This is a genomic window from uncultured Marinococcus sp. (assembly GCF_947493875.1).
Taxonomy (GTDB): Bacteria; Bacillota; Bacilli; order Bacillales; family Marinococcaceae; genus Marinococcus.
Genome location: NZ_CANLSU010000007.1, coordinates 22,397 through 42,886, shown reverse-complemented (window position 1 = coordinate 42,886; position 20,490 = coordinate 22,397). Strand labels below are relative to the sequence as shown.

General features: G+C 45.7%; 20 protein-coding genes and 1 tRNA gene. 10 read left to right on the top strand and 11 right to left on the bottom strand.

Annotation, left to right across the window (positions count from 1 at the left end; genetic code table 11):
• Nucleotides 1–5: 5 nt before the first annotated feature.
• Together Q0757_RS13685 and Q0757_RS13680 are read left to right on the top strand one after the other, a co-directional pair.
• On the top strand, nucleotides 6–458 hold the full coding sequence (locus tag Q0757_RS13685) for a MarR family winged helix-turn-helix transcriptional regulator (RefSeq protein ID WP_298788280.1): 453 nt from the start codon (nucleotides 6–8) through the stop codon (nucleotides 456–458).
• Nucleotides 455–3,118 carry an MMPL family transporter gene (locus Q0757_RS13680; protein ID WP_298788278.1) on the top strand — a complete coding sequence of 888 codons (2,664 nt, stop codon included), beginning with the start codon at nucleotides 455–457 and terminating at the stop codon, nucleotides 3,116–3,118. Before Q0757_RS13685 ends, Q0757_RS13680 begins: the two co-directional genes overlap by 4 nt.
• Nucleotides 3,119–3,158: 40 nt before the next feature.
• Here the strand turns inward: Q0757_RS13680 and Q0757_RS13675 are convergent, their stop codons facing one another.
• The 4 genes from Q0757_RS13675 to Q0757_RS13660 form a co-directional block, all read right to left on the bottom strand.
• Nucleotides 3,159–3,578: a GNAT family N-acetyltransferase gene (locus Q0757_RS13675; protein ID WP_298788276.1), complete on the bottom strand. Its 420-nt coding sequence runs from the start codon at nucleotides 3,576–3,578 to the stop codon at nucleotides 3,159–3,161.
• A gap of 65 nt (nucleotides 3,579–3,643) precedes the next feature.
• Entirely contained in the window at nucleotides 3,644–5,920 is a 2,277-nt protein-coding gene (gene metE, locus Q0757_RS13670; protein ID WP_298788274.1) for a 5-methyltetrahydropteroyltriglutamate--homocysteine S-methyltransferase, read from the bottom strand.
• Nucleotides 5,921–6,111: 191 nt separating this feature from the next.
• Complete coding sequence (locus tag Q0757_RS13665) at nucleotides 6,112–7,587, bottom strand: MDR family MFS transporter (RefSeq protein WP_298788272.1); 1,476 nt, start codon at nucleotides 7,585–7,587, stop codon at nucleotides 6,112–6,114.
• Between the two features lie 247 nt (nucleotides 7,588–7,834).
• A complete protein-coding gene (locus Q0757_RS13660) occupies nucleotides 7,835–8,710 on the bottom strand; it encodes a TetR/AcrR family transcriptional regulator (protein ID WP_298788270.1) in 876 nt (291 codons plus the stop codon).
• A 165-nt stretch (nucleotides 8,711–8,875) separates the two neighbouring features.
• Here Q0757_RS13660 and Q0757_RS13655 point away from each other — a divergent pair, with 165 nt between their 5' ends.
• Nucleotides 8,876–10,126 (top strand): YeeE/YedE family protein, encoded by a 1,251-nt coding sequence (locus tag Q0757_RS13655; protein WP_298788268.1) that lies wholly within the window; start codon nucleotides 8,876–8,878, stop codon nucleotides 10,124–10,126.
• Between the two features lie 54 nt (nucleotides 10,127–10,180).
• On the opposite strand, the gene Q0757_RS13650 is transcribed toward Q0757_RS13655, so the two are convergent.
• From Q0757_RS13650 to Q0757_RS13640, 3 genes are all read right to left on the bottom strand, one after another.
• Entirely contained in the window at nucleotides 10,181–10,741 is a 561-nt protein-coding gene (locus Q0757_RS13650; protein WP_298788266.1) for a nitroreductase, read from the bottom strand.
• A gap of 175 nt (nucleotides 10,742–10,916) precedes the next feature.
• Nucleotides 10,917–11,636, bottom strand: a complete 720-nt coding sequence (locus Q0757_RS13645; RefSeq protein ID WP_298788264.1) for an NAD-dependent deacylase — start codon at nucleotides 11,634–11,636, stop codon at nucleotides 10,917–10,919.
• Nucleotides 11,637–11,816: 180 nt separating this feature from the next.
• A tRNA-Leu gene (locus Q0757_RS13640) sits at nucleotides 11,817–11,903 on the bottom strand.
• A 113-nt stretch (nucleotides 11,904–12,016) separates the two neighbouring features.
• On the opposite strand from Q0757_RS13640, the gene Q0757_RS13635 reads away from it, so the two are divergent.
• Nucleotides 12,017–12,655, top strand: a complete 639-nt coding sequence (locus tag Q0757_RS13635; protein ID WP_298788262.1) for a hypothetical protein — start codon at nucleotides 12,017–12,019, stop codon at nucleotides 12,653–12,655.
• Nucleotides 12,656–12,785: 130 nt separating this feature from the next.
• Nucleotides 12,786–12,920 (top strand): hypothetical protein, encoded by a 135-nt coding sequence (locus tag Q0757_RS13630; RefSeq protein ID WP_298788261.1) that lies wholly within the window; start codon nucleotides 12,786–12,788, stop codon nucleotides 12,918–12,920.
• 123 nt (nucleotides 12,921–13,043) lie between these two features.
• On the opposite strand, the gene Q0757_RS13625 is transcribed toward Q0757_RS13630, so the two are convergent.
• The 3 genes from Q0757_RS13625 to Q0757_RS13615 all read right to left on the bottom strand — a co-directional run bounded on the left by Q0757_RS13625 (nucleotide 13,044) and on the right by Q0757_RS13615 (nucleotide 14,666).
• A complete protein-coding gene (locus Q0757_RS13625; RefSeq protein ID WP_027847408.1) occupies nucleotides 13,044–13,244 on the bottom strand; it encodes a cold-shock protein in 201 nt (66 codons plus the stop codon).
• 244 nt (nucleotides 13,245–13,488) lie between these two features.
• On the bottom strand, nucleotides 13,489–13,689 hold the full coding sequence (locus tag Q0757_RS13620; RefSeq protein WP_027847408.1) for a cold-shock protein: 201 nt from the start codon (nucleotides 13,687–13,689) through the stop codon (nucleotides 13,489–13,491).
• 185 nt (nucleotides 13,690–13,874) lie between these two features.
• Nucleotides 13,875–14,666: a PAS domain-containing protein gene (locus tag Q0757_RS13615; protein ID WP_298788256.1), complete on the bottom strand. Its 792-nt coding sequence runs from the start codon at nucleotides 14,664–14,666 to the stop codon at nucleotides 13,875–13,877.
• Between the two features lie 251 nt (nucleotides 14,667–14,917).
• Between Q0757_RS13615 and Q0757_RS13610 the strand changes: the two genes are divergently transcribed.
• Nucleotides 14,918–15,337 carry an organic hydroperoxide resistance protein gene (locus Q0757_RS13610; RefSeq protein ID WP_298788255.1) on the top strand — a complete coding sequence of 140 codons (420 nt, stop codon included), beginning with the start codon at nucleotides 14,918–14,920 and terminating at the stop codon, nucleotides 15,335–15,337.
• A 79-nt stretch (nucleotides 15,338–15,416) separates the two neighbouring features.
• Here the strand turns inward: Q0757_RS13610 and Q0757_RS13605 are convergent, their stop codons facing one another.
• The gene (locus Q0757_RS13605) at nucleotides 15,417–15,641 is read right to left on the bottom strand and encodes a hypothetical protein (RefSeq protein ID WP_298788253.1); all 225 of its coding nucleotides are present in this window, start codon (nucleotides 15,639–15,641) and stop codon (nucleotides 15,417–15,419) included.
• A gap of 247 nt (nucleotides 15,642–15,888) precedes the next feature.
• On the opposite strand from Q0757_RS13605, the gene Q0757_RS13600 reads away from it, so the two are divergent.
• The 4 genes from Q0757_RS13600 (at nucleotide 15,889) to Q0757_RS13585 (ending at nucleotide 20,444) form a co-directional block, all read left to right on the top strand.
• Nucleotides 15,889–17,340, top strand: a complete 1,452-nt coding sequence (locus Q0757_RS13600; RefSeq protein ID WP_298788251.1) for a DEAD/DEAH box helicase — start codon at nucleotides 15,889–15,891, stop codon at nucleotides 17,338–17,340.
• Between the two features lie 142 nt (nucleotides 17,341–17,482).
• Nucleotides 17,483–19,372, top strand: coding sequence for an ABC-F family ATP-binding cassette domain-containing protein (locus Q0757_RS13595; RefSeq protein WP_298788249.1), 1,890 nt, complete (start codon nucleotides 17,483–17,485; stop codon nucleotides 19,370–19,372).
• Nucleotides 19,373–19,536: 164 nt separating this feature from the next.
• Entirely contained in the window at nucleotides 19,537–19,890 is a 354-nt protein-coding gene (locus tag Q0757_RS13590; RefSeq protein ID WP_298788247.1) for a helix-turn-helix domain-containing protein, read from the top strand.
• Nucleotides 19,890–20,444, top strand: a complete 555-nt coding sequence (locus Q0757_RS13585; RefSeq protein ID WP_298788245.1) for a 3-dehydroquinate synthase II — start codon at nucleotides 19,890–19,892, stop codon at nucleotides 20,442–20,444. The genes Q0757_RS13590 and Q0757_RS13585 overlap by 1 nt, the downstream gene beginning before the upstream one ends.
• Nucleotides 20,445–20,490: the final 46 nt, after the last annotated feature.

Here is a 20,490-nt window from a genome sequence, read left to right as displayed (position 1 = left end):
TACTAATGAAGGATCAAAAAATGGAAGAAGCGGTGGAACTGTTCGCAGAAGTAATGATTCTCGGCAGGAATCGTATAACAAACGAAATACCGGATAATTTATTAAATCAAATTTCTCCGGAACAGGTGGAGCTTTTGGATTTTTTAATGAAATACGGACCAATGACATCGACAGAAATCCAGAACATGATGATCGTCGGAAAGAGCGCCTTGTCCAATCGTCTGAAAAAAATGGAAAACAACGGCTATGTAAAATTTGTGCCCAGCAGTGAAGATCAGCGGGTGAAATACGTGGAAATTACCGCTGAAGGCAAAGCATCTCATGAGCGGCATACCCGTCTCGTCAATGAGTATGTGTCCGAGCTGCTTCAGGACATAAACGAGGAAGAAGTAGAGCAGTTTATCCAGACCTTTCATAAAATACGAAGCATACTGCAAAAAGGTGGACAGCAAAGATGAAAACAATACTACAGTTTCGCTGGTGGATAGCTGCATTAATAGTTATTTTCACCGTAGTACTTACCGTCGTTTCCCCGAGTTTATCCAATTTGGCCGCTGATAAAGAGACACTGCAAATACCGGAGGAAGAAACGTCATCCCAGGCCCAGGAAATATTGGACGAAAATGGTGAGGGCGGCAATACCATCAGCGCTGTGATCCAAACAGAAAATCAGGCTGATGAACAAGAACAGGAAAATATTCAATCGCTGATTACTGCTATTGAAGAAGAAAACATTGAAGGGGTCTCAGAGGTGACGGATCCCTTTGGCAGTGAGGAAACAGAAGAACAGCTGGTGGCCTCAGAAGAAAATGTTGTTGTTATTCCCATCTCTATAGAAGGAGACAATGATACAGCGGTTAATGCTGCCGAAGAAATCCGTGATCTCAATGAAGCTTCGGATATGGAAATGTACGTCACCGGGGAATCGCTTTTAAACCAGCAGGTAAATGAAGCGAGCCAGGAAGGACTGGAGCGTACGGAAGTGATTACCGTAGTGTTAATTTTAGCGCTGCTGTTTGTTGTTTTCCGTGCGGTTATTACTCCATTTGTACCGCTTGTGGCAGTCGGCCTTACGTACCTGATCAGCCAGTCGATTATCGCGTATTTGGTAGACTGGTTTAACTTTCCGGTCTCCAACTATACACAGATTTTTCTGGTAGCTGTGCTGTTTGGGATCGGCACCGATTACTGTATTCTTCTTTTAAGCAGGTACCGGGAGGAATTGGCTGCCGGCCTTGACTATAAAAAAGCCATCATACAGACGTACAAAACAGCCGGCAAGACGATGTTCTACAGCGCGCTCGCTGTGCTTGTCGGCTTTACGGCGATCGGATTCGCCAACTTCTCCGTCTTTCAGTCCGGCGTCGGAGTGGCGGTCGGTATTGTCGTGTTAACGGGCATTCTTTGGACGGTTCTGCCGTTCTTTATGCTGACCCTGAAAAAAGCTTTATTTTGGCCCTCGAAGCTTCACAATGGCCATGCTGACAGTAAAATATGGAAATGGCTGAGCCGCGTGTCCGTGTTCCGGCCGCTGCTTGCCATTCTTATTGTGGCTGTCGTGACGGTGCCGCTGTTATTAACATTTGATAATTCGCGGTCTTACGATACGATTGATGAAATTGACCAGGACACTGAAGAAGTTACCGGACTTAACTTAATTGAAGAAGGGCTTGGCTCCGGGCAGGCGCTTCCAATGCAGATCGTGATTGAATCGGATGAGTCGGTAATGGAGCCGGAGACACTTGCATATGTAGAGGACTTAAGCCGTTCGATTTCCAATCTTGAAGAGGTGGAGGCGGTGCGCAGCGCCACGAGGCCTGCAGGAGATGTTATTGACGACATTTATGTAAACAATCAGCTGGAGGATGTGAGCACTGGTATCAGTGATGCCCGCGACGGCATTGAAGAGACTGCAAATGGACTGCAGGATGTCGAAGAAGGTTTGGGCTCCATTCAGGAGCAGCTGGGAAGCAACGATACAGAAAACTCCTCATTGCAGGACGCAGCTGACGGCCTTGGCGAGGTAAATACAGCACTTGAACAGGTGAGCACCCAGCTGGCGAATGCTTCTTCCCCTCAGGAGGCGGCAGCAGCTTCGGAGCAGCTGACCGGAATCAGCCAGCAGATTACAGAGATTCAAGGTGGTCTTGAAGAAGGGCAGCAGGAGCTTGATCAGCAGACAGAAGAGCTGGAGCAGCTGACTGAGACGCTCGGGGAACTCGAAAACGGGGTTTCTGATTCCCGCGACGGGCTCACGGAAATCAGTGACGGCCTTGAAAGCGCGGAAACCTTTACTGGAGAAGTATCTGAAGCCAATTACGTTGAAGGCACCGGCGTGTACCTTCCGGAGGATACCATCGAGAATGAAGACTTTCAGGACGGCGCCTCCAATTATGTATTCGACAATGAAAATGGCATGACTATTGAAGTTGGATTGAACGCAGACCCTTATTCCAAAAAAGCAATCCAAAGCGCAGAAGAGGTTAAAGAGGTTGTAGAAATGAATACGCAGGGCACGCCGCTTGAAGATTCGACGATCGAATACGGAGGGGTACCGAGTGTGAACAGCGATCTGCAGTCGGTCAGCTCCAGTGATTTTGACCGGACCGTGCTAATCGTGCTTATCGGCATTTTTGCGATACTCATCATTCTGCTTCGTAATATTATTCAGCCGCTTTATATTATCGGCGGGCTTGTGCTCGCGTATTTCACCGCAATGGCTGTGACAGAATTGATTTTTGTGAACGGATTTGGCTATCCGGGTATTGCCTGGCCAGTGCCGTTCTTCGGATTTGTTATGCTTGTAGCTCTGGGAGTGGATTATTCCATCTTCCTGTTAAGCAGATACAATGAAGAAGCGAAAGCCGGCGTGCGTACAGGCATGCAGACGGCAATGATTAAAATGGGCACTGTAATTATTACAGCAGCGATCATTTTGTCAGGAACATTCGCGGCAATGCTTCCGTCGGGAGTGCTTACGCTTCTCGAAGTAGCGACGGTTGTCATTACCGGACTGCTGCTGTTTGGCCTGATTGTACTGCCGTTGTTAATACCGGCGCTGATCAGCTTTAATTCGGAAGAAAAGAATCCTAAGAAAAAACAAAAGCAGCAGCGATAAAAAAGAAGCTCTGCCCTTAAACGGGGCAGAGTTTTTTGCGTTATAAAGTATGGCGGAAAACGTAGCTCGAGGCCTGATAATTGAGTCGTTCATAAAAGCGATGGGCGTCAGTGCGCTGCAGGCCGGAGGATAATATCACTTCTGTGCATCCGTGTTTTTCTGCGTGCTGATGAACAGCCCGGAGCAGAGTCTCGCCGTGGCCGCTCGACCGGGCACTTTCTGCCGTCACCAGTTCATGAACCCATGCGTGTCTGCCCCAGGCGAGGCTTTCCAGAATCTCCAACCCGGCTACTGAGATTACCGCACCGTCTTCTTTTAGAGCAAGCAGCTGATAGGAAGGGTGACGGGAGAGATAATCGTTAAAGGCTTCCCAGGTGAGAGAAGGCCGCAGGGATTGAATAACTTCATATGCTTTTTTGTAATCGGATCGTTTGTTTAAAAATGTAGTGGTAACAGCCATAAATGAGATATCCTTTCCATGCGAAAATAAGGCCCGGAAGGCCGGGCCTTATTACGTAGTGTTAATTATGCGTGCTGTTCTAAGTTTTTTCTGGCTTCTTCTGCTGCACGGACCATATTTTTAAGAGCTTCAATCGTTTCGGGTACATCACGTGTTTTGAGTCCGCAGTCCGGATTTACCCAGAACAGGCTGCTCGGCAGCACGCGCAGGGCCCGGTCGATCATTTGAGTCATTTCTTCCACGTCTGGTACACGCGGGCTGTGAATATCATAAACGCCAAGGCCGATGCCTTTATCATAAACAGCCGTTTCAAACGTTTCAATGAGCTCCCCGTGGCTCCGGGACGTTTCAATCGAAATAACATCGGCGTCAAGCGCACGGATTGACTCAATCATATCCTGAAATTCACTGTAGCACATATGCGTATGAATCTGGGTGGTATCCTTGACAGAAGAAGTGGAGAGACGGAAGGCATGCACGGTCCATTCCAGGTACTCGTCCCATTCTGCTCTTTTAAGCGGCAGGCCTTCACGAATTGCCGGCTCGTCCACCTGGATCATTTCAATGCCTTCGTTTTCAAGCGCAAGCACTTCATCATTAAGAGCCCGGGCAATCTGGAACGCTACTTCTTTTTTCGGAATGTCATTACGTTCAAAGCTCCAGTTCAGAATCGTTACCGGGCCGGTAAGCATCCCTTTCATTGGTTTGTCGGTCAGGGTCTGTGCGTACTTGGTTTCTTTCACAGTCATTGGTTCCTTGAACTCTACATTTCCGTAAATAACCGGTGGTTTGACGCAGCGGGAACCGTAGGACTGCACCCAGCCGTTGGAGGTGAATGCAAAACCGCCCAGTTTTTCTCCGAAGAACTCTACCATATCGGTACGTTCAAACTCTCCGTGCACAAGAACGTCGAGACCAATTTCCTCCTGGATATCGACCCATTCCTGCATTTTATTTTGAATGTACGTTTCGTATCCTTCTGTGGAAATTTCGCCCTTTCTTACCCGGCGGCGTTCGACCCGGACTTCACGCGTCTGCGGAAAGCTTCCGATTGTAGTGGTTGGAAGCTTCGGCAGCTGAAACTTCTCCTGCTGAAGCGGACTTCTTTCTTCGAACGAAAGCGGACGGGAGGAAGGGATGTCTGCAGCAGTGCTGCCAGCTGCTTCCTGACGCCAAGGAGCACTTTTGACGCGATCAAGCTGAGCAGTATTCTGCTCGAGTTCGGTGTTCGTATCTTCCCCGTTCAATGTGCGTGTTACGAGGTTGATTTCTTCAAGCTTCTGGTCAGCAAAAGAAAGTGCATCCAGTAAAAGCGGATCAAGCTGCGTTTCGTGTTTAGTCGTAACCGGTGTATGCAGAAGACTGCAGGATGGCTGAATTTCAATATTTTCACTGCCTGTTTCTGCCTGAATATCCCTGGCAAAAGCGACAGTGGCATTTACATCTGCTTTCCAGATGTTACGTCCGTCAATAACACCTGCACCCAGCACTTTGTCTGAAGGGAAGCCGTGGTTTTGCACGTTCGCCCAGTTGCCATCCCTGCCGTGAACGAAGTCAAGGCCAAGTCCTGCGATCGGAAGAGCAATAATATCTTTATAATGAGAAACGCTGTCGAAATACGTTTGCACAAACAGATCCAGTTCAGGTACTTCGCGGTTGAATAATTCATACGCCTTCCGGATTAACGGAATATCTGTTTCAGGAAAAGACTGAACAAAAGCCGGCTCATCGATTTGGACACTTTTCGCTCCTGCATCCTGCAGCTGCTGCAGCACTTTTTGATACAGCGGCAGAAGATCGTTGAACAGCTGTTCAAATTGATGGTCTTCATAGCCTTTAGAAAGCTTCAGAAAAGTGTAGGGACCGATTAAGTATGGGCGCCCTTCAATGCCTAACTCAGATGCCGCCTCCTGATAGGCTTTTAACGGATAGTTATCTACCAGGCGGGGCTTTGCATTTTGAAGCTCCGGCACGATGTAGTGATAGTTGGTATTAAACCATTTTGTCATCTCACTCGCCGGCGATGCCTTCGTGCCCCGGGCTACAGCGAAATATGTAGATAGGGAAGAGTAGCCTTCGGAAGCATCAAAGCGCTCCGGTACAAGCCCGAACATCACGGACGTATCGAGTACGTGATCGTAGAGTGAAAAATCACCGACAGGAATTGAATCTACTCCGCGCTCCTGTTGCTTTTTCAAGAAATCCAATCGGAGTTCTCGGATTTGTTGTTGAAAAGAGTCCTCATCGAGTTTGCCTTTCCAGTATGATTCCAATGCTTTTTTCCATTCACGTTTTTCTCCTAAGCGTGGATAGCCCAGGTTGCTGCTGGTCCATGTCGTCATTAAATTATTTGCTCCTTTCCAGTAATACTCGAGTGTCCTCCTATTCTTTATGTGAGAGGCATTCATGTAGCCAAACTATATCTTTTTCTGTGTTAAAGTGTCAAGGTATTTCACAGAATATTTTCACGTTTAGTACAGTAAAAAACACCCTCAGACATTGCTGAGAGTGTTTATACTGAAAATAATAATGCTTACGCTTTGCTTTCTTTCGTGCTGGTTTTGCTTCCGCGAACCTCGCGTTTTTCCATTGTATCCGGCCTAGTGTTTTTAAGAAAGAAGGAAAGCACAAGACCGACTACGGCAGCAATTAATGCTACAAAGAAAGCTACATTAATTCCGTGAATCAAAGCGCCGGTCTGGCTCGAGACTTCGCCTGCCTGTGCTGCGCCGGAAGCGCTCTGGGACATGACGGTAATCAGTACGGCCGTACCAATCGAGCCCGCTACCTGGCGGAGCGTATTCGTCATCGCCGTTCCGTGGGCAATTAAAGAATTAGGAAGCTGATTAAGTCCCGCGGTTGTCATCGGCATCATAACCATTGCGACACCGAGCATACGAAGAGCAAACATAGTGGTCAAAAAGGCGATGGAGGAGTCCTCTGTTAAAAACATATACGGAATGGTGCCGACGGTTAACAAAGAGAGACCAGTGATGGCAAGGCCCCGGCCGCCGACTTTGTCGAAAATCCGGCCGGTGATAGGACTCATCAGCCCCATTATTAGAGCGCCCGGTAAAAGCATCAGCCCGGAGTCCAGTGCGGAAAAGCCACGTGCATTCTGAACATACAGCGGGATAAGCGTCTGGGAGCCGACCATGGAGACAAAGCAGGCCATGGCCACTACAACCGTCAGTGTAAAGATAGGGTTTTTCAGCACACGAAACTCAAGTATCGGCCGTTCCACATGAAGCTGTCTCCATATAAACAGGAACAGGGCAACTGCGCCTACGGCAAGAGTGGTGAGCACTGTGGTACTTCCCCAGCCGTTGTTTCCGGCAGCGCTGAATCCATACAGCAAGCCGCCGAACCCGGCAGTTGACAGCATAATCGATAACAAATCGAGCTTTGGATGTTTAAGCTCGGTTACATTTTTCAGCAAAAAGTAAGCCAGAATAATATCTACAATGGCGATCGGAAGAATAATGTAGAAGAGCGTATTCCAGGAATACGAATCCACAACCCAGCCGGAAAGGGTTGGACCGAATGCCGGTGCAAAAGCAATGGCTAGTCCGGCGAGACCCATAGCCTGGCCGCGCTTGGAAATAGGGAACATGGTCATAATGGACGTCTGCATCAACGGAATCATGATACCGGCGCCAACGCCCTGAATAACCCGGCCGGCCATGAGCAGCCCAAAGGTTGGGGAAAGGGCGGCAAACAGCGTCCCAAGTGCAAAGGAACACATTGCAAACAAAAACAGTCCCCGGGTGGTGAATTTTTCAATAAGAAAGGCGGTGATCGGAATCATAATCCCGTTAACGAGCATAAAAACGGTTGTCACCCACTGGGCTGTGTTGGCACTCACGTTCAAATCAGCCATAATGCTCGGAATGGCCACAGCAAGCAGGGTCTGATTCAAAATAGCGATAAACGCTCCGGTAAGAAAGACTGCGATGATTAAATTTCTTGTTTTCGCAGGTATTTGTGTAGCTGCTTCTTCTTCAGGCATGAAAAGCCCTCCTTCGATATAATGCATTTCACGTTCAAAAATCAATTATAAAACGAAATGGTTTTTAAAGTACTTATTAGTTTTCATCAGCATATAATAACGCCAGCTACAGGAAAAATCAAGAAAGCTGTTTTGAAGAAAACAAACATCTGACTTTTTGTGCTGACGGTTTGAAGCTTGACTGTACAATTTTAAGAACCGGTATAGCAAGAAAACCGTAATAAATGAACAATACCGGATCCAGGAGCTACTGAATAATCTCCCGCAGAATATTAATATTAATCTGTAAATCTTCCTTTTTCTCAAGAAAACAAAACAGCGACTCCATAACAATCATTTCAGGCTCAGATTCGTAGAATTCCTGGTTTAGGCGGTCTACCGCCTCCACCCACTGTTTTTTTTCATAGGAAGGGAAGCGGTAATGAATAAAGGCCCGCACCTGCTGAATGGTCCGGTCCCAGAGCTCGTTCTGATCGATCTCTCCGTAATGCCCCTGAAGATTAAATGGCTCCATATCTTCGCTCGAAAATACAGAAGTAAAGGAGGTTTTGTGTTTGATAATACTTTCTATATTAGTAACCAATACTTCAGCGAGCTGATCGAAATCAAAGTTGTAACGGTCAACTTTCTCAGCAAAGGCGATCATTTCTCTGCTCATTCCCTGCATGCATATCGCAAGATCCCACACGAACGGTTCTATATCGGCTCCAAATGTCTCAAGAAGTGTATCCTTATGCCAGTTCACCATAATGAGCTGGCCTTGCTTTAAAAGAGCCTTGATATCATCAGACTGCTTGTTAATAGAAGCAGATTGATAAAGCATCCATACGTATTCCCGGTGCTCAACAAGCCCCTCGATTTCTCTCGAGAGCTTGGCAATAAGCTGATCCCTCGGCTGCTTAGACTGCTCATTGCGGGCGTAATTGGCACGGTGAATAATATGATTTAAATTGTCTCTTACAATTTGGGCAAGGATATCTTCCTTGGACTGAAAGATTTTATAGATTGAAGCTTTAGACATTCGGCATGCTTCAGCAATATCCTGAACTGAGGTGTGAAAAAAGCCCTGGCTGGAGAACAGCTGCATAGCGGTCTGCTGAATGTATACTTTCTTTTCATCCATGAACACACCACCTTAAAACGATCAAGTTTTTTGAGTACCTTTAAGTTTCAACTGTTTAATGATAGTAGATTTTCACAATAAAAGCAACATCTTTGACTATCTTTAAAAAAATATTTAAGATAAAGAACGTAAAACTGACTAAAAAGATAGGAATGGGGGATTATAATGGCAGTAACAGTACAGCCCGTTTCCCAGCAGGAAACTGCCGAAAGGGCTTCCAAGAAACTAGGGGCCCCGCAGAATAAGCTGGTTACCGGCGGTTTAATTGTATTTGCTATTTTAACGTTATATTTGGCTTTAACCCAGGCAATCGTGCAGCCGCTCCTGCTTACGATCGGCCTTCTTCTGGGATATACACTTTTTCATGCCAGGTTTGGATTTACTTCGGCATTTCGCCGCTTAATGTCCGTAGGTAACGGTCAGGCGCTGCGGGCACACATGGTAATGCTTGCAGCAGCGGTGACTTTGTTTGCACCTATTCTTGCTGTTGGCTCGACCTTTTTTGGTGGTGACGTGGCCGGATATGTCAGCCCAGTCGGTGTGAGTGTAGTCGTTGGATCGTTTATGTTCGGGCTTGGCATGCAGCTCGGAGGGGGCTGCGCTTCCGGGACATTATATGCGGTAGGCGGTGGCCGGACAAACATGTTCATTACACTGCTCTTTTTCATCGTTGGATCTACCGTTGGGGCGTATCACCTTTCCTTCTGGACAGATGAAACACCTTCCTTTGGCTCGATTTCGCTTGCTACGTCGACCGGTCTCGGGTATACAGGGGCATGGATAGTATCTTTACTCATTTTTGCCGCTGTAATTGCAATAACATTAATTGTTGATAAAAAGAAAAATCCTCCGGCAATGGCTACTCTGCCGACAGCAAGCGGCTGGAAACGCATTTTCCGCGGCTCCTGGCCAATGATGATTGCAGCAGTAGTGCTTGCTGTATTAAATGCGTTAACCCTGCTTACACGCGGCCAGCCGTGGGGTATTACCTCGGCGTTTGCACTCTGGGGATCCAAAGCTGCTGAAGCTGTAGGTATCAATGCTTCGGGCTGGGATTACTGGAGCGGAGAAAGCGCCCAGGCGCTGCAGACGACAATTTTTGCGGACTCCACTACCGTGCTGAACTTTGGTGTTATTTTAGGCGCCTTTATTGCTTCAGCTGCGGGCGGCCTGTTTAAGTTTACGAAAGTAACGGTGGGCAACGCTTCTGCTTCTATTATTGGTGGTCTTTTGATGGGATACGGAGCGAGGCTCGCTTTTGGATGTAACATCGGTGCTTACTTTGGCGGCATTGCCTCGTTTAGTGTACACGGTTATGTATGGGCAGTATTTGCATTGGCAGGCACATTTCTGGCTCTGTTTCTGCGGCCGTTATTCGGACTGTCTGTACCAAAGCCAAAAGATACGTTCTGTTAATACGAAAAAACCTTCCTGGCGTTCAGGAAGGTTTTTTAATGGAAATTGAGCATTTTACTCAAAAATATTAATTTTTTCCTCAATGGACGTTCTTGGCTTGGCTTTTGGTATTTTCTCAAAATAGCCGAGCTGCAGCATGCCAACAATTGTTTCTTCCGGATCGATGCCAAGCGACTGCTTGAAGCGGTTTGAATAGATATAGTCACCGGTTTTCCAAATCATACCGATATTTTGCTCCCAGCTTAACAGCTGAAAATTTTGGATAAGGGTAGAGGCTGCGCCAAAATCCTCTTCCCATTTTTCCGTTTTTTGCTCTGCCTGATTAACGACAAGCAGGGCCCCGGGAAGCTCAGAAATTTGAGCCCGTACTTTTTCAGGCTTTTTTGAACCTTCATGCTCCTGATAGTCAGCGAGGGCTTCTGCAAGCTTTTCCGTGCCGCTGCCAAGAAACAGCAGAAAACGCCACGGCTCACGCACACCATGATCAGGTGCCCATTTGGATATTTCGAGCAGTTCAAGGATGGTTTCTTTATGCACCGGCTGGTCCGTGAATTTTTTGATGCTCCGGCGGGATTGAATGGTCTGGGCGAGTGGAGTATCGGCTATATCAGTCATAAGAAGTGCCTCCTAGATTGAAAATGATTATCATTTAATATTTTAACATATAGGCGAATGAAATAGGAAAAGCTGTAATTTAAAATGAGATGGGTATAGTAATGCGGGATATTAAAATAAAAGCTAAACCTGTTTGTAAAATAGAGCGTCCCGCTGCGGCAGGACGCTCTATTAGTTATAGATGCTTATTTGCTTCAGTGAGCACGTTTTGAATAGAAGCCCCGGGAAAGGTTAAATCCGCCCAGGAATCGAGTTCTGTTTCTTCCTGATTTACAATAACGAGCCTGGCTCCGCTTTCTTTTGCTTCTATCGGAAAAAGGGAAGCAGGGGCTACCTGGAGGCTTGACCCGAGAACAATAAATAAATCACAGGCTGCGGTGGCCTCCTGTGCCTGCTGGATAGCCTGCTCCGGAAGCATTTCCCCAAACAAAACGATGCCCGGCCGGAGCTTGCCTCCGCAGTGTGGACAGTGGGAAGATCCGTTTAAAAAGTCTTTCTGTGATGCCTGCCGGCCGCAAATATGGCAGTTAATCTCCCGCAGACTGCCGTGCAAAGCAGAAACATGCTGCTGGCCGGCCGCCTGATGAAAGCCATCAACATTTTGGGTGATTACGTGCTGCAGCAGATCTTGTTGTTCCCATTGAGCCAGAATTTCGTGCCCTTTATTTGGTGATGCACCGAGCAGCGACTGCAGTCGCCATTGGTAGAACTTTGTGAAAGCTTCATTTTGATGTTCAAGTGCTTCCACTGTCGCCAGCTGTTTCGGATCATGATTGCTCCAAAGCCCTGAGGATGACCGGAAATCGGGGAGTCCGCTATCCGTGGACATTCCGGCACCGGTCATGACGACACTGTAATTAGAGCCTTGAAGCCATTCCGCTAATTGTCTGCTCACCTTGATCCTCCTGTCATATAGTTATGGATTAAAGCTGTAATCCTAATACCCGTCTTTGTCTGCCACTTACACTAATAATAAAAGAAAGATGCTCCTGAGGAGAGCAACGTGCTAAAATAAAAAGATAAAAGCATAAAAAAACACCAGCCTGGAAAGCCTGGTGTGTTCGTTGTATAAGAATGGTGCGGATGAGAGGATTCGAACCTCCAAGAGCGTAAGCTCACACGGACCTGAACCGTGCGCGTCTGCCAGTTCCGCCACATCCGCAAGACAAATTCTATTATAACCAGTAGCAGCGAATTGTGCAATAGAAAATTTGCTGTTTTTTTATTAGAATAGTACGATTAAAGCTAAATGGACAGGAAAGTGAGTCGTCGACAATGAGTGAAAAGAGAGACCAGGGATTCGGGCAGCGATTATACGAAGCGATTATGGTGATACTTGCCATTCTCTCTGTAGGAACGCTTTGGTATGAAACAGAAGCTTCCGGTTATATTATTTGGACAACCTGGGCGTTATTTACGCTTGATTATGCTTTCCGTTTTTTTCGTGCAGAGAAGAAATGGGAATTTGTAAAATCCCACCCGTTTTTATTAATAGCTATTATACCGGCAGATGCTATTTTTCAATTCGCACGCCTGGCAAGAATCATTCACCTTTTCCGTCTTAAAACAATCACCAAATTTTATACGATGCCGCTTATTCGTTATTTAAGCCGCCAGCATCAATATTACGTTTGGGGCGGTATTTCAATATTGTATATTTGTTTTGTTCTTTGGGTGTGGGGCATCGAACCTCCGGCAGATTCGCTGTGGACATCTGCTATAAGCGTACTTATGGCACTCGTGATGTTTGGACGCTCCAACATTGAGCCGGTTACAGTACTTGGTCAGGGAACGATGGTAGTGCTTAGTTTGTTTGGGGTTATTTTATATGGTTTAATTTTAACCTATGTGTTTGAATATATTTCCGTAAGGTATTGGAAAAATAAAGTGAAAAAATGGTTTCCTTTTAATTAAAATCAGGTCAGCATTCAATGGAGCTTCGTTGAACCGCAGTATAGTAGGAAATATGTTAGAAAATAACATAAAATTGTTGCAAACATGTGACAGGAGAGTATGATAGAAATATATCAAAGGAGGGGTAAACATGTGGGCTTTGCATTTGGTTCAGAATATGCGCTTTGTTGTAATGGGGCTCTTATCCCTTTCGGCACTCAGCATTTTTGCTTTTCAGTCGGTAGAGATTGTTCACGCGTTTCTTGAAACGTTTAGACGCCGCTAATAAAAAGAATACCATGCAGCAGAAATACCTGGCTGCCGGGTATTCTTTTTTGTATATTCGTCTGTTGAAATCAGCAAGAAAAAACCTCTCTCCAACAAGGAGAGAGGCTCATATATGGCTTAATTAGTTTTTAGTGACGTTTGCAGCTTGTGGGCCACGGTCGCCTTCTACTATTTCGAATTCTACCGTTTGTCCTTCTTCTAAGGTTTTAAAGCCTTCTTCCTGGATAGCGGAGAAGTGAACGAAAACGTCGTCTGCACCTTCGCGTTCGATGAAGCCAAAACCTTTTTCTGCGTTAAACCACTTAACTGTACCTTGTTCCATAAAAATAATCCTCCTGCGTGCCCTGTGGCACAAATAATACTTATCTTGCAAACCGCATAGTTCCAAGTTCAGAAGCTAAAACCCTAACCTTGTTCAAACTAACGGATCAAAATAGTAATCTAATTGTATCATGTTAACCAAATTATAGCAACAGACTTTATTATTTAAATATTAAAGAATGAGTAATTTTTTTTGAAAAGAAAAAAGCCACTCTCTCAAATGAGAGCGGCTTTATATGGTTTAATTAGTTTTTAGTGACGTTTGCAGCTTGTGGGCCGCGGTCGCCTTCTACTATTTCGAATTCTACCGTTTGTCCTTCTTCTAAGGTTTTAAAGCCTTCTTCCTGGATAGCGGAGAAGTGAACGAAAACGTCGTCTGCACCTTCGCGTTCGATGAAGCCAAAACCTTTTTCTGCGTTAAACCACTTAACTGTACCTTGTTCCATAAAAATAATCCTCCTGCGTGCCTCATGGCACAAATGTTACTTATCTTGCAAACCGCGTAGTACCAAGTTCAGAAGCTAAAACCCTAACCTTGTTCTGACTAACGGATCAAAATAGTAATCTCATCTTATCATGTGCTCCAAACAATAGCAACACATTTTGCGAACGAATTTTAAAGACATTAATATCAAGTGTTCCGCTGCTTGAAACGAATTGCATCTTTTACTGTCCCAAAGGTCTGAAAAGCGGAAAAATCAAAGTCCATATCTTTGGACCTTACCGCAAGACTTGGAGAAATCCCGGTTACAATCAATTCTGTGCCAAGCAGCTTCAGAAGATCATTTAGAGTGAAGATTCCTTTCATAATATCGTCATTCAATGTCGAAAGACCGGAAAGGTCGACGATGAGCGTTTCCACTTTGGAGTGGTGAATTACGTCAGTAATATTTGTGAAAATAATCTTTAGTCTCTGCTCATCGACGTTACCGATTAGTGGCATCGCGTATACACTATTAATGATAGGAACGATGGGAGTGGATAAAAGACTGATTTCATTGAAATACTCTAAAGCATCTTTTTCAGCATTCTTTTGTTTTGTAATATCTTTTTGCACTCCAATAAAATAATATTTATCTTCTTCCGATTCGTATACAGGGTCAATGTGAAGCTCGTTCCAAAACATAGTGCCGTCTTTCCGGTAGTTAATAATTTCAATCGAAATGGGTTCGTATGTTTTCAGCGCTTCTCTCATACGTCCGATAGTATGAACGTCGCTTTCCGGTCCCTGGAGAAAACGGCAGTTGCTTCCAAGAATCTCTTCTGCGGAATAGCCGGTTAAATTGCAAAAGCCACTGTTTGTATAGATGATAGGATTGTCTTCTATATCAGGGTCAGTAATGATTACTCCGACCCGGGTATGATCAACGGCTGTGAGCAGTAAAGAATTAGTTGGGGTTTTTAATGGGAAGTCCTGATTCATGATTTCGGCCACTCCTTAATCGTGGAATTGTTTTCAAAGTAAAAGGCCTCCAGGCAGTCATTTTCACTTAATCTTCAATGATTTTATAACAGCTTTTCACCGCGGGCAACTGCCGTATTTACTATTTCTTCAGCTTATGTGAAAGGCGGTCCAATCAATTACATTGGTGCGATGAATGTTTAAAAAGTGGAGTAAACGTGTATAGTAACTATTGGAATCAATCGTTATTAAGTTGAATGGAGGAGTTATGTATGGCAGAAACAATATTTACTTCAAAAGCTACTGTAGAAGGCGGACGTGAAGGTCATGTTCGTTCTGAAGATGGAATGATTGATGTGAATCTGGAACAGCCGGGTTCAGGTTCTTCCAAATCAGGATCCAATCCGGAGCAGCTTTTTGCATCGGGCTATGCAGCCTGCTTTGACGGTATGCTGAACCTGCAGGCAAGCAAGAAGAATAAAGACGTTTCTTCTAAAACAACTGCAGCTGTCAGTCTGCAAAAAGACGAATCCGACGGCATGTTTCAATTGGCTGCTGAACTCACGGTAGAAATCAGCGGTGTTTCAAAAGAGGAAGCAGACGAATTAGTGGATCTTGCCCACCAGTACTGCCCTTATTCCAAAGCGACAAGAAACAACATTGAAGTAAAGGTTCAATCTGAAGTGAAATAAAGACGTAAAGAGGGTCCGCAGTGAAAAGCGGACCCTCTTTATATGTATACCGCTGCTTTCGGAGAAAGCAGGGCAGAGATTAACGTGAAAGGTTTTCTTTAAAATCATACATCGGAGAACGGAGAGTGATGATACACTCTTTATGATAGTACTCTTTAACACCCTGGAGGAGTGCCTGCTCAGAATCGCAATAATAAATCTGTCCACGGCCTAAGTCCATTTGCTCGATATCTTTAAGTGTTCCCACCGTGACTTGCCTTCCGGAACGGTCAACAAAATAAGCAAATTTATTCTCCACAGCCATTTGCCCGTCCTCCTTACATAATTATATGCACAATTAAATGAAAATTTTGTAATTTAATTATATCGTCATTTCCATACACTGTTCAATGCGGTTTATGTTACGTTTTCATTACAATTAAATGATCAGTGTGAATTTGTAGTTAATTTCTATGGAATATGAAAATTAGATGGATTTCTTTTCATGAATATGGTAATGTTAATTAGTTCATACGATAATGATCGAATAAGCATAAAAGGGGAATATATACTTGACTTTATTTTCAGAACTAAGATTGGAATCACCTATTCTTCAAGCTATTGAAGAAATGGGATTTGAAGAAGCAACACCCATACAATCGGAAGTTATTCCAAAAGCGAAGAACGGAACAGATATTATTGGCCAGGCACAAACTGGCACAGGAAAAACTGCAGCTTTCGGCATACCGCTTCTTGAAGCAGCCGATAAAACAGCAAACGCTCCGCAGGGCATTGTACTTGCACCTACTAGAGAGCTTGCTGTGCAGGTATCCGAAGAATTAAACCGCCTCGGAAAGCATAAACGTGTTACAGCAGTAGCCGTTTACGGAGGACAGGATATTCAGCGCCAAATTAAAGCGCTGAAAAGAAAACCACAAATCATTGTAGCAACACCGGGGCGTTTAATGGATCACGTGCGGAGAAAAACGATCGACCTCGGAAAAATGAATACAGTGGTGCTTGATGAAGCAGACGAGATGCTCAGCATGGGATTCGTGGATGACATTGAAGAAATCTTAAAGGATATCCCAGAGCCAAGACAGATGCTTTTATTCTCAGCTACAATGCCTCCAAAGCTGAAGCGTGTAGCAGATAAATTCATGACTAACCCTGAACAGGTTCAAGTGAAAAATAAAAGCATGACAGTAGCGAAGATCGATCAGTATTATATCGAAGTGAACGAACAGGAAAAGTTCGAAACGCTTTGTAATATGCTCGATTATACTCCGCCGGAGCTTGCGATTGTTTTCGGACGCACGAAGCGCCGCGTGGATGAACTCGCAGAAGCATTATCAAGACGCGGTTATGCAGCAGAAGGCATTCATGGCGACATGAAGCAGGCTCAAAGAGATAAAGTACTTCAGAAATTCAAAAAAGGTACGATTGAGCTATTGATCGCTACTGACGTAGCTGCCCGCGGCATTGACGTGAGCGGTGTCACACACGTATACAACTTTGACCTTCCGCAGGATCCGGAAAGCTATGTGCACCGGATCGGCCGTACAGGACGGGCAGGAAACGAAGGCGTGGCATACAGCTTCGTACCGTCGAGAGAAATGACGCATCTGCGTCTTATCGAAAAAACGGTTCAGGCCAAATTGAAAAAAGCGCCAAAGCCGACGAGAAACGATGCAGTTGAAGGACGTGCCCAGCAGGCCGTACAAAAACTGGTCGGATCGATGGAAGTCGACGATAACGAATACTGGGAGCGTACAGCAGAAGAGCTGCTGAATGAATACGAGGCAAAAGAAATCGTAGCAGCAGCGCTTAAAATGAACGCACGCGAGGTAAAAGAAGAGCCGGTAAAACTTACTTCGGAAGCACCGCTTCGTAATAAGGGCTCTAAAGGCCAGGGCAAGTCTTCCTCGAAATATAAGCAAAAGCGTCCTCAGGGGCAGGGTCACGGCTCCAGTAAAAACAGCCGGCCGCCAAGAAACAAAAAGAAAAGAATGGATCTTTCCTAAGTCTAATTTTTCGCATAAGAGCACTTTCCCAGCCTGATGGGAAGTGCTTTTTTGTTTTCCGGGCTTTAATCAGCCCTGGGTTTTTCAGGAGCGCGAGCAAGTATGCTAAGATAGGAAAGGACGAGAAAGGAACGGTGAGAACATGAGTCTGCTTGTAGCAGAAAATCTATACCAGACAACCGGCACGAAGGTGCTTTTTGACCATATTTCATTTGCGATCGAGCCTGGAGACCGTATCGGGCTGATCGGCGTTAACGGGACAGGGAAATCTTCGCTTCTACGCGTGATTTCTGAAATTGATTCCTCGGAGAAGGGAAAGCTTCAGCATTCCAAACAGCTGAGGATTGAATACCTGCCACAGGATCCGGAGCTGCCGGAGGAAGAAAACCTGATTGATTATTTGTATGAAGGCTCTTCCGATATTATGAGAGCAGTGAAAGACTATGAAAAAGCCCAGGCACGTTTAGAGCAGGAGCCTGAAAGTGAAGCTGCACAGGAACAGTGGATGAAGGCCCAGCAGAAGATGGACCAGCTCGGAGCATGGGAAGCAGGCACTGTAGCCCAGCAGGTGTTAAACAGACTGGGCCTGACAGTCTATAACCAAAAAATTAATGAACTCTCCGGCGGCCAGCGTAAAAGAGCTTCCATTGCCCGGGCACTTATTCAGGACTGCGATATTCTTATTCTTGACGAGCCGACGAACCATCTCGACGATGAGTCGATTAACTGGCTTGAAAAATATTTGTCCAACTACAACGGAGCTTTAATATTAGTCACGCACGACCGTTATTTCTTAAACCGGGTTACAAATAAAATTTTTGAATTGGAACGAGGCCGGCTCTATGAGTATGACGGCAACTATGAACTCTTTCTGGAAAAACGGGCAGAGCGCGAAGCAAATGAAGCGCATGCCGAAGCCAAACGGCAGAACACATTAAAGCGTGAGCTGGCCTGGCTTCAGAAGCAGCCGAAGGCTCGCGGTACAAAACAGAAAGCCCGGAAAGAACGGGCAGAATCTTTAAAACAGCAGGAGGGGCCGCCAAAGAAAGAAGAACTGCAGGTTCCGGTGGGTTCTACGAGGCTTGGAAAGAAAGTAATAGAAGCGGAGGATCTGGAAAAGTCCTACGGAGAGAAGAATATGTTTTCCCAGTTTAACTATATGTTTACTCCTGGAGAAAAAATAGGAATTGTCGGTCCAAACGGTACTGGAAAAACGACGCTTTTAAACATTCTTGCCAACCGCATCGAGCCGGATGCCGGAGATGTCGTTTACGGTCCGACTGTAAAGCTTGGCTACTACTCGCAGCAGCAGGAAGAATTGGATGAATCCAAACGTGTGCTCGAATATATTCGTGATATTGCCGAAGTTATATACACTGTTAACGGGGAAAGTATTTCGGCAGAGCAGATGCTTGAACGCTTTTTGTTCGAGCGCGAGGACCAGTGGACATATATTTCCCGGTTGTCCGGCGGTGAGAAAAAGAGAGTGTATCTGCTCAGTATTTTAATGACCGAGCCGAACGTATTGTTTATGGATGAGCCGACGAACGATCTGGATGTACAGACGCTCAGCGTACTCGAAGAATACCTGCAGCAGTTCCCGGGCGTAGTCGTCACCGTTTCCCACGACCGCTATTTTCTTGACCGGGTAGCTGAAAAGCTGTTTGTGTTTAATGAATCATCCCAGGTCACCTTATTCGAAGGGAACTATTCAGAATTTATGAGTTCAGAAAAGGACGATTCCCGGCCGGCCCTCAGTAAAGAGAAAAAGCCGGAGCCGGCAGCTGTGAGCAGCGCGGCTGGTGAAAAGAAAAAAATGTCCTATAAAGAAAAGCAGGAATGGGACCAGATCGAAGAGCGCATCGCCCATCTTGAAGATGAACTGGCAGAAGCAGAGCAACAGATGGAGCAGAGCGGCAGTGACCTCGCTGCCATCGAAAAATGGTCCAGCATCCAGAAGGAAACCAATGAAAAGCTGGACCAGGCGATGACACGCTGGGCCGAGCTCTCGGAAATAGCAGAAGAACAGTAAAACCCAGCAGTCTCTTAATAGAGGCTGCTGCTTTTTTTGAAGAAAAAGGCTTTATACGTTTATTCACGTGACTTTAAGGCTATAATACCTACATGTAATATATTTGCGCATACTTATATCCGAATATATAGTAGTGTCTTTTTTTAGATTAAAGGAGTGAAAGAATGACAATAGAAGAAAGAGAAAATATAAAAATTACGCTCGACAAAGTATGCGGGAAGTGGAAGGCAGTCATTCTTATGGAGCTGGTCGGAAAAACGCTGCGTTTCAGTGAGATTAAACAGCAGCTGCAGCAGATCAATCATCAGACGTTAATCAAGCAGCTCAAGGAGCTTGAACATGACGGCTTAGTATTGCGTCACGCTTACGCGGTGGTCCCGCCAAAGGTGGAATATTCTCTGACAAGCTACGGGGAGTCACTCGAATCACTCCTGCGGGAGCTGGAAAAATGGGGGAGAGAACACAAAATAAAAATGGAAGAAGAAGGAAAAAGCTCTTCCGGAAGCAGTGGCTGCTGATGAGTATGATGGAAAATGACGTATGGAAACTGGGCATTGTGGAAGCAATAGAGCCGATGGGGGAAGGGTCGCGTGTTTGTATAGACGCAGCAGATGTTTTATCTCCAGCGGAAGGCCTGCTCGTCGGAGACACAGGGCACGGATATATTTATACGCTTTCGGAAAATCGTACGACGAGCACATATCCAGCCCGTGTGTTTCGCATCAACGCAGGCGCAGTGCACCAGTACATTTTTGAAGAGGGAAAGACGAGATATCTTGCAGAAATAGAGCAGGATGAGCCGGTGACCGTATACGAAGCAACAGCTTCGCGCCAGGTGCCGGTAGGCAGGGTGAAAATTGAAAAACGCGAGCTTGTGAGAGTAAAGGTCCGCGCAGGGGACGTGAATTTGTCGGCTACTCTGCAGTGGGCGGACAGCGTTTATTTAATGACGGATCAATACGAGCCGATGGCCTTAAAAGACTGCCGGCCCGGGGACCGGATCTACTGCAGAACCGATGAGCCTGGACGTCATCTAGGACAGGCTGTACAGGAAGAAATAGAGGAGAGGTAATGAAAAGCATGCTTTTTCTAAAAGCGTGCTTTTTTATGAAGAAATA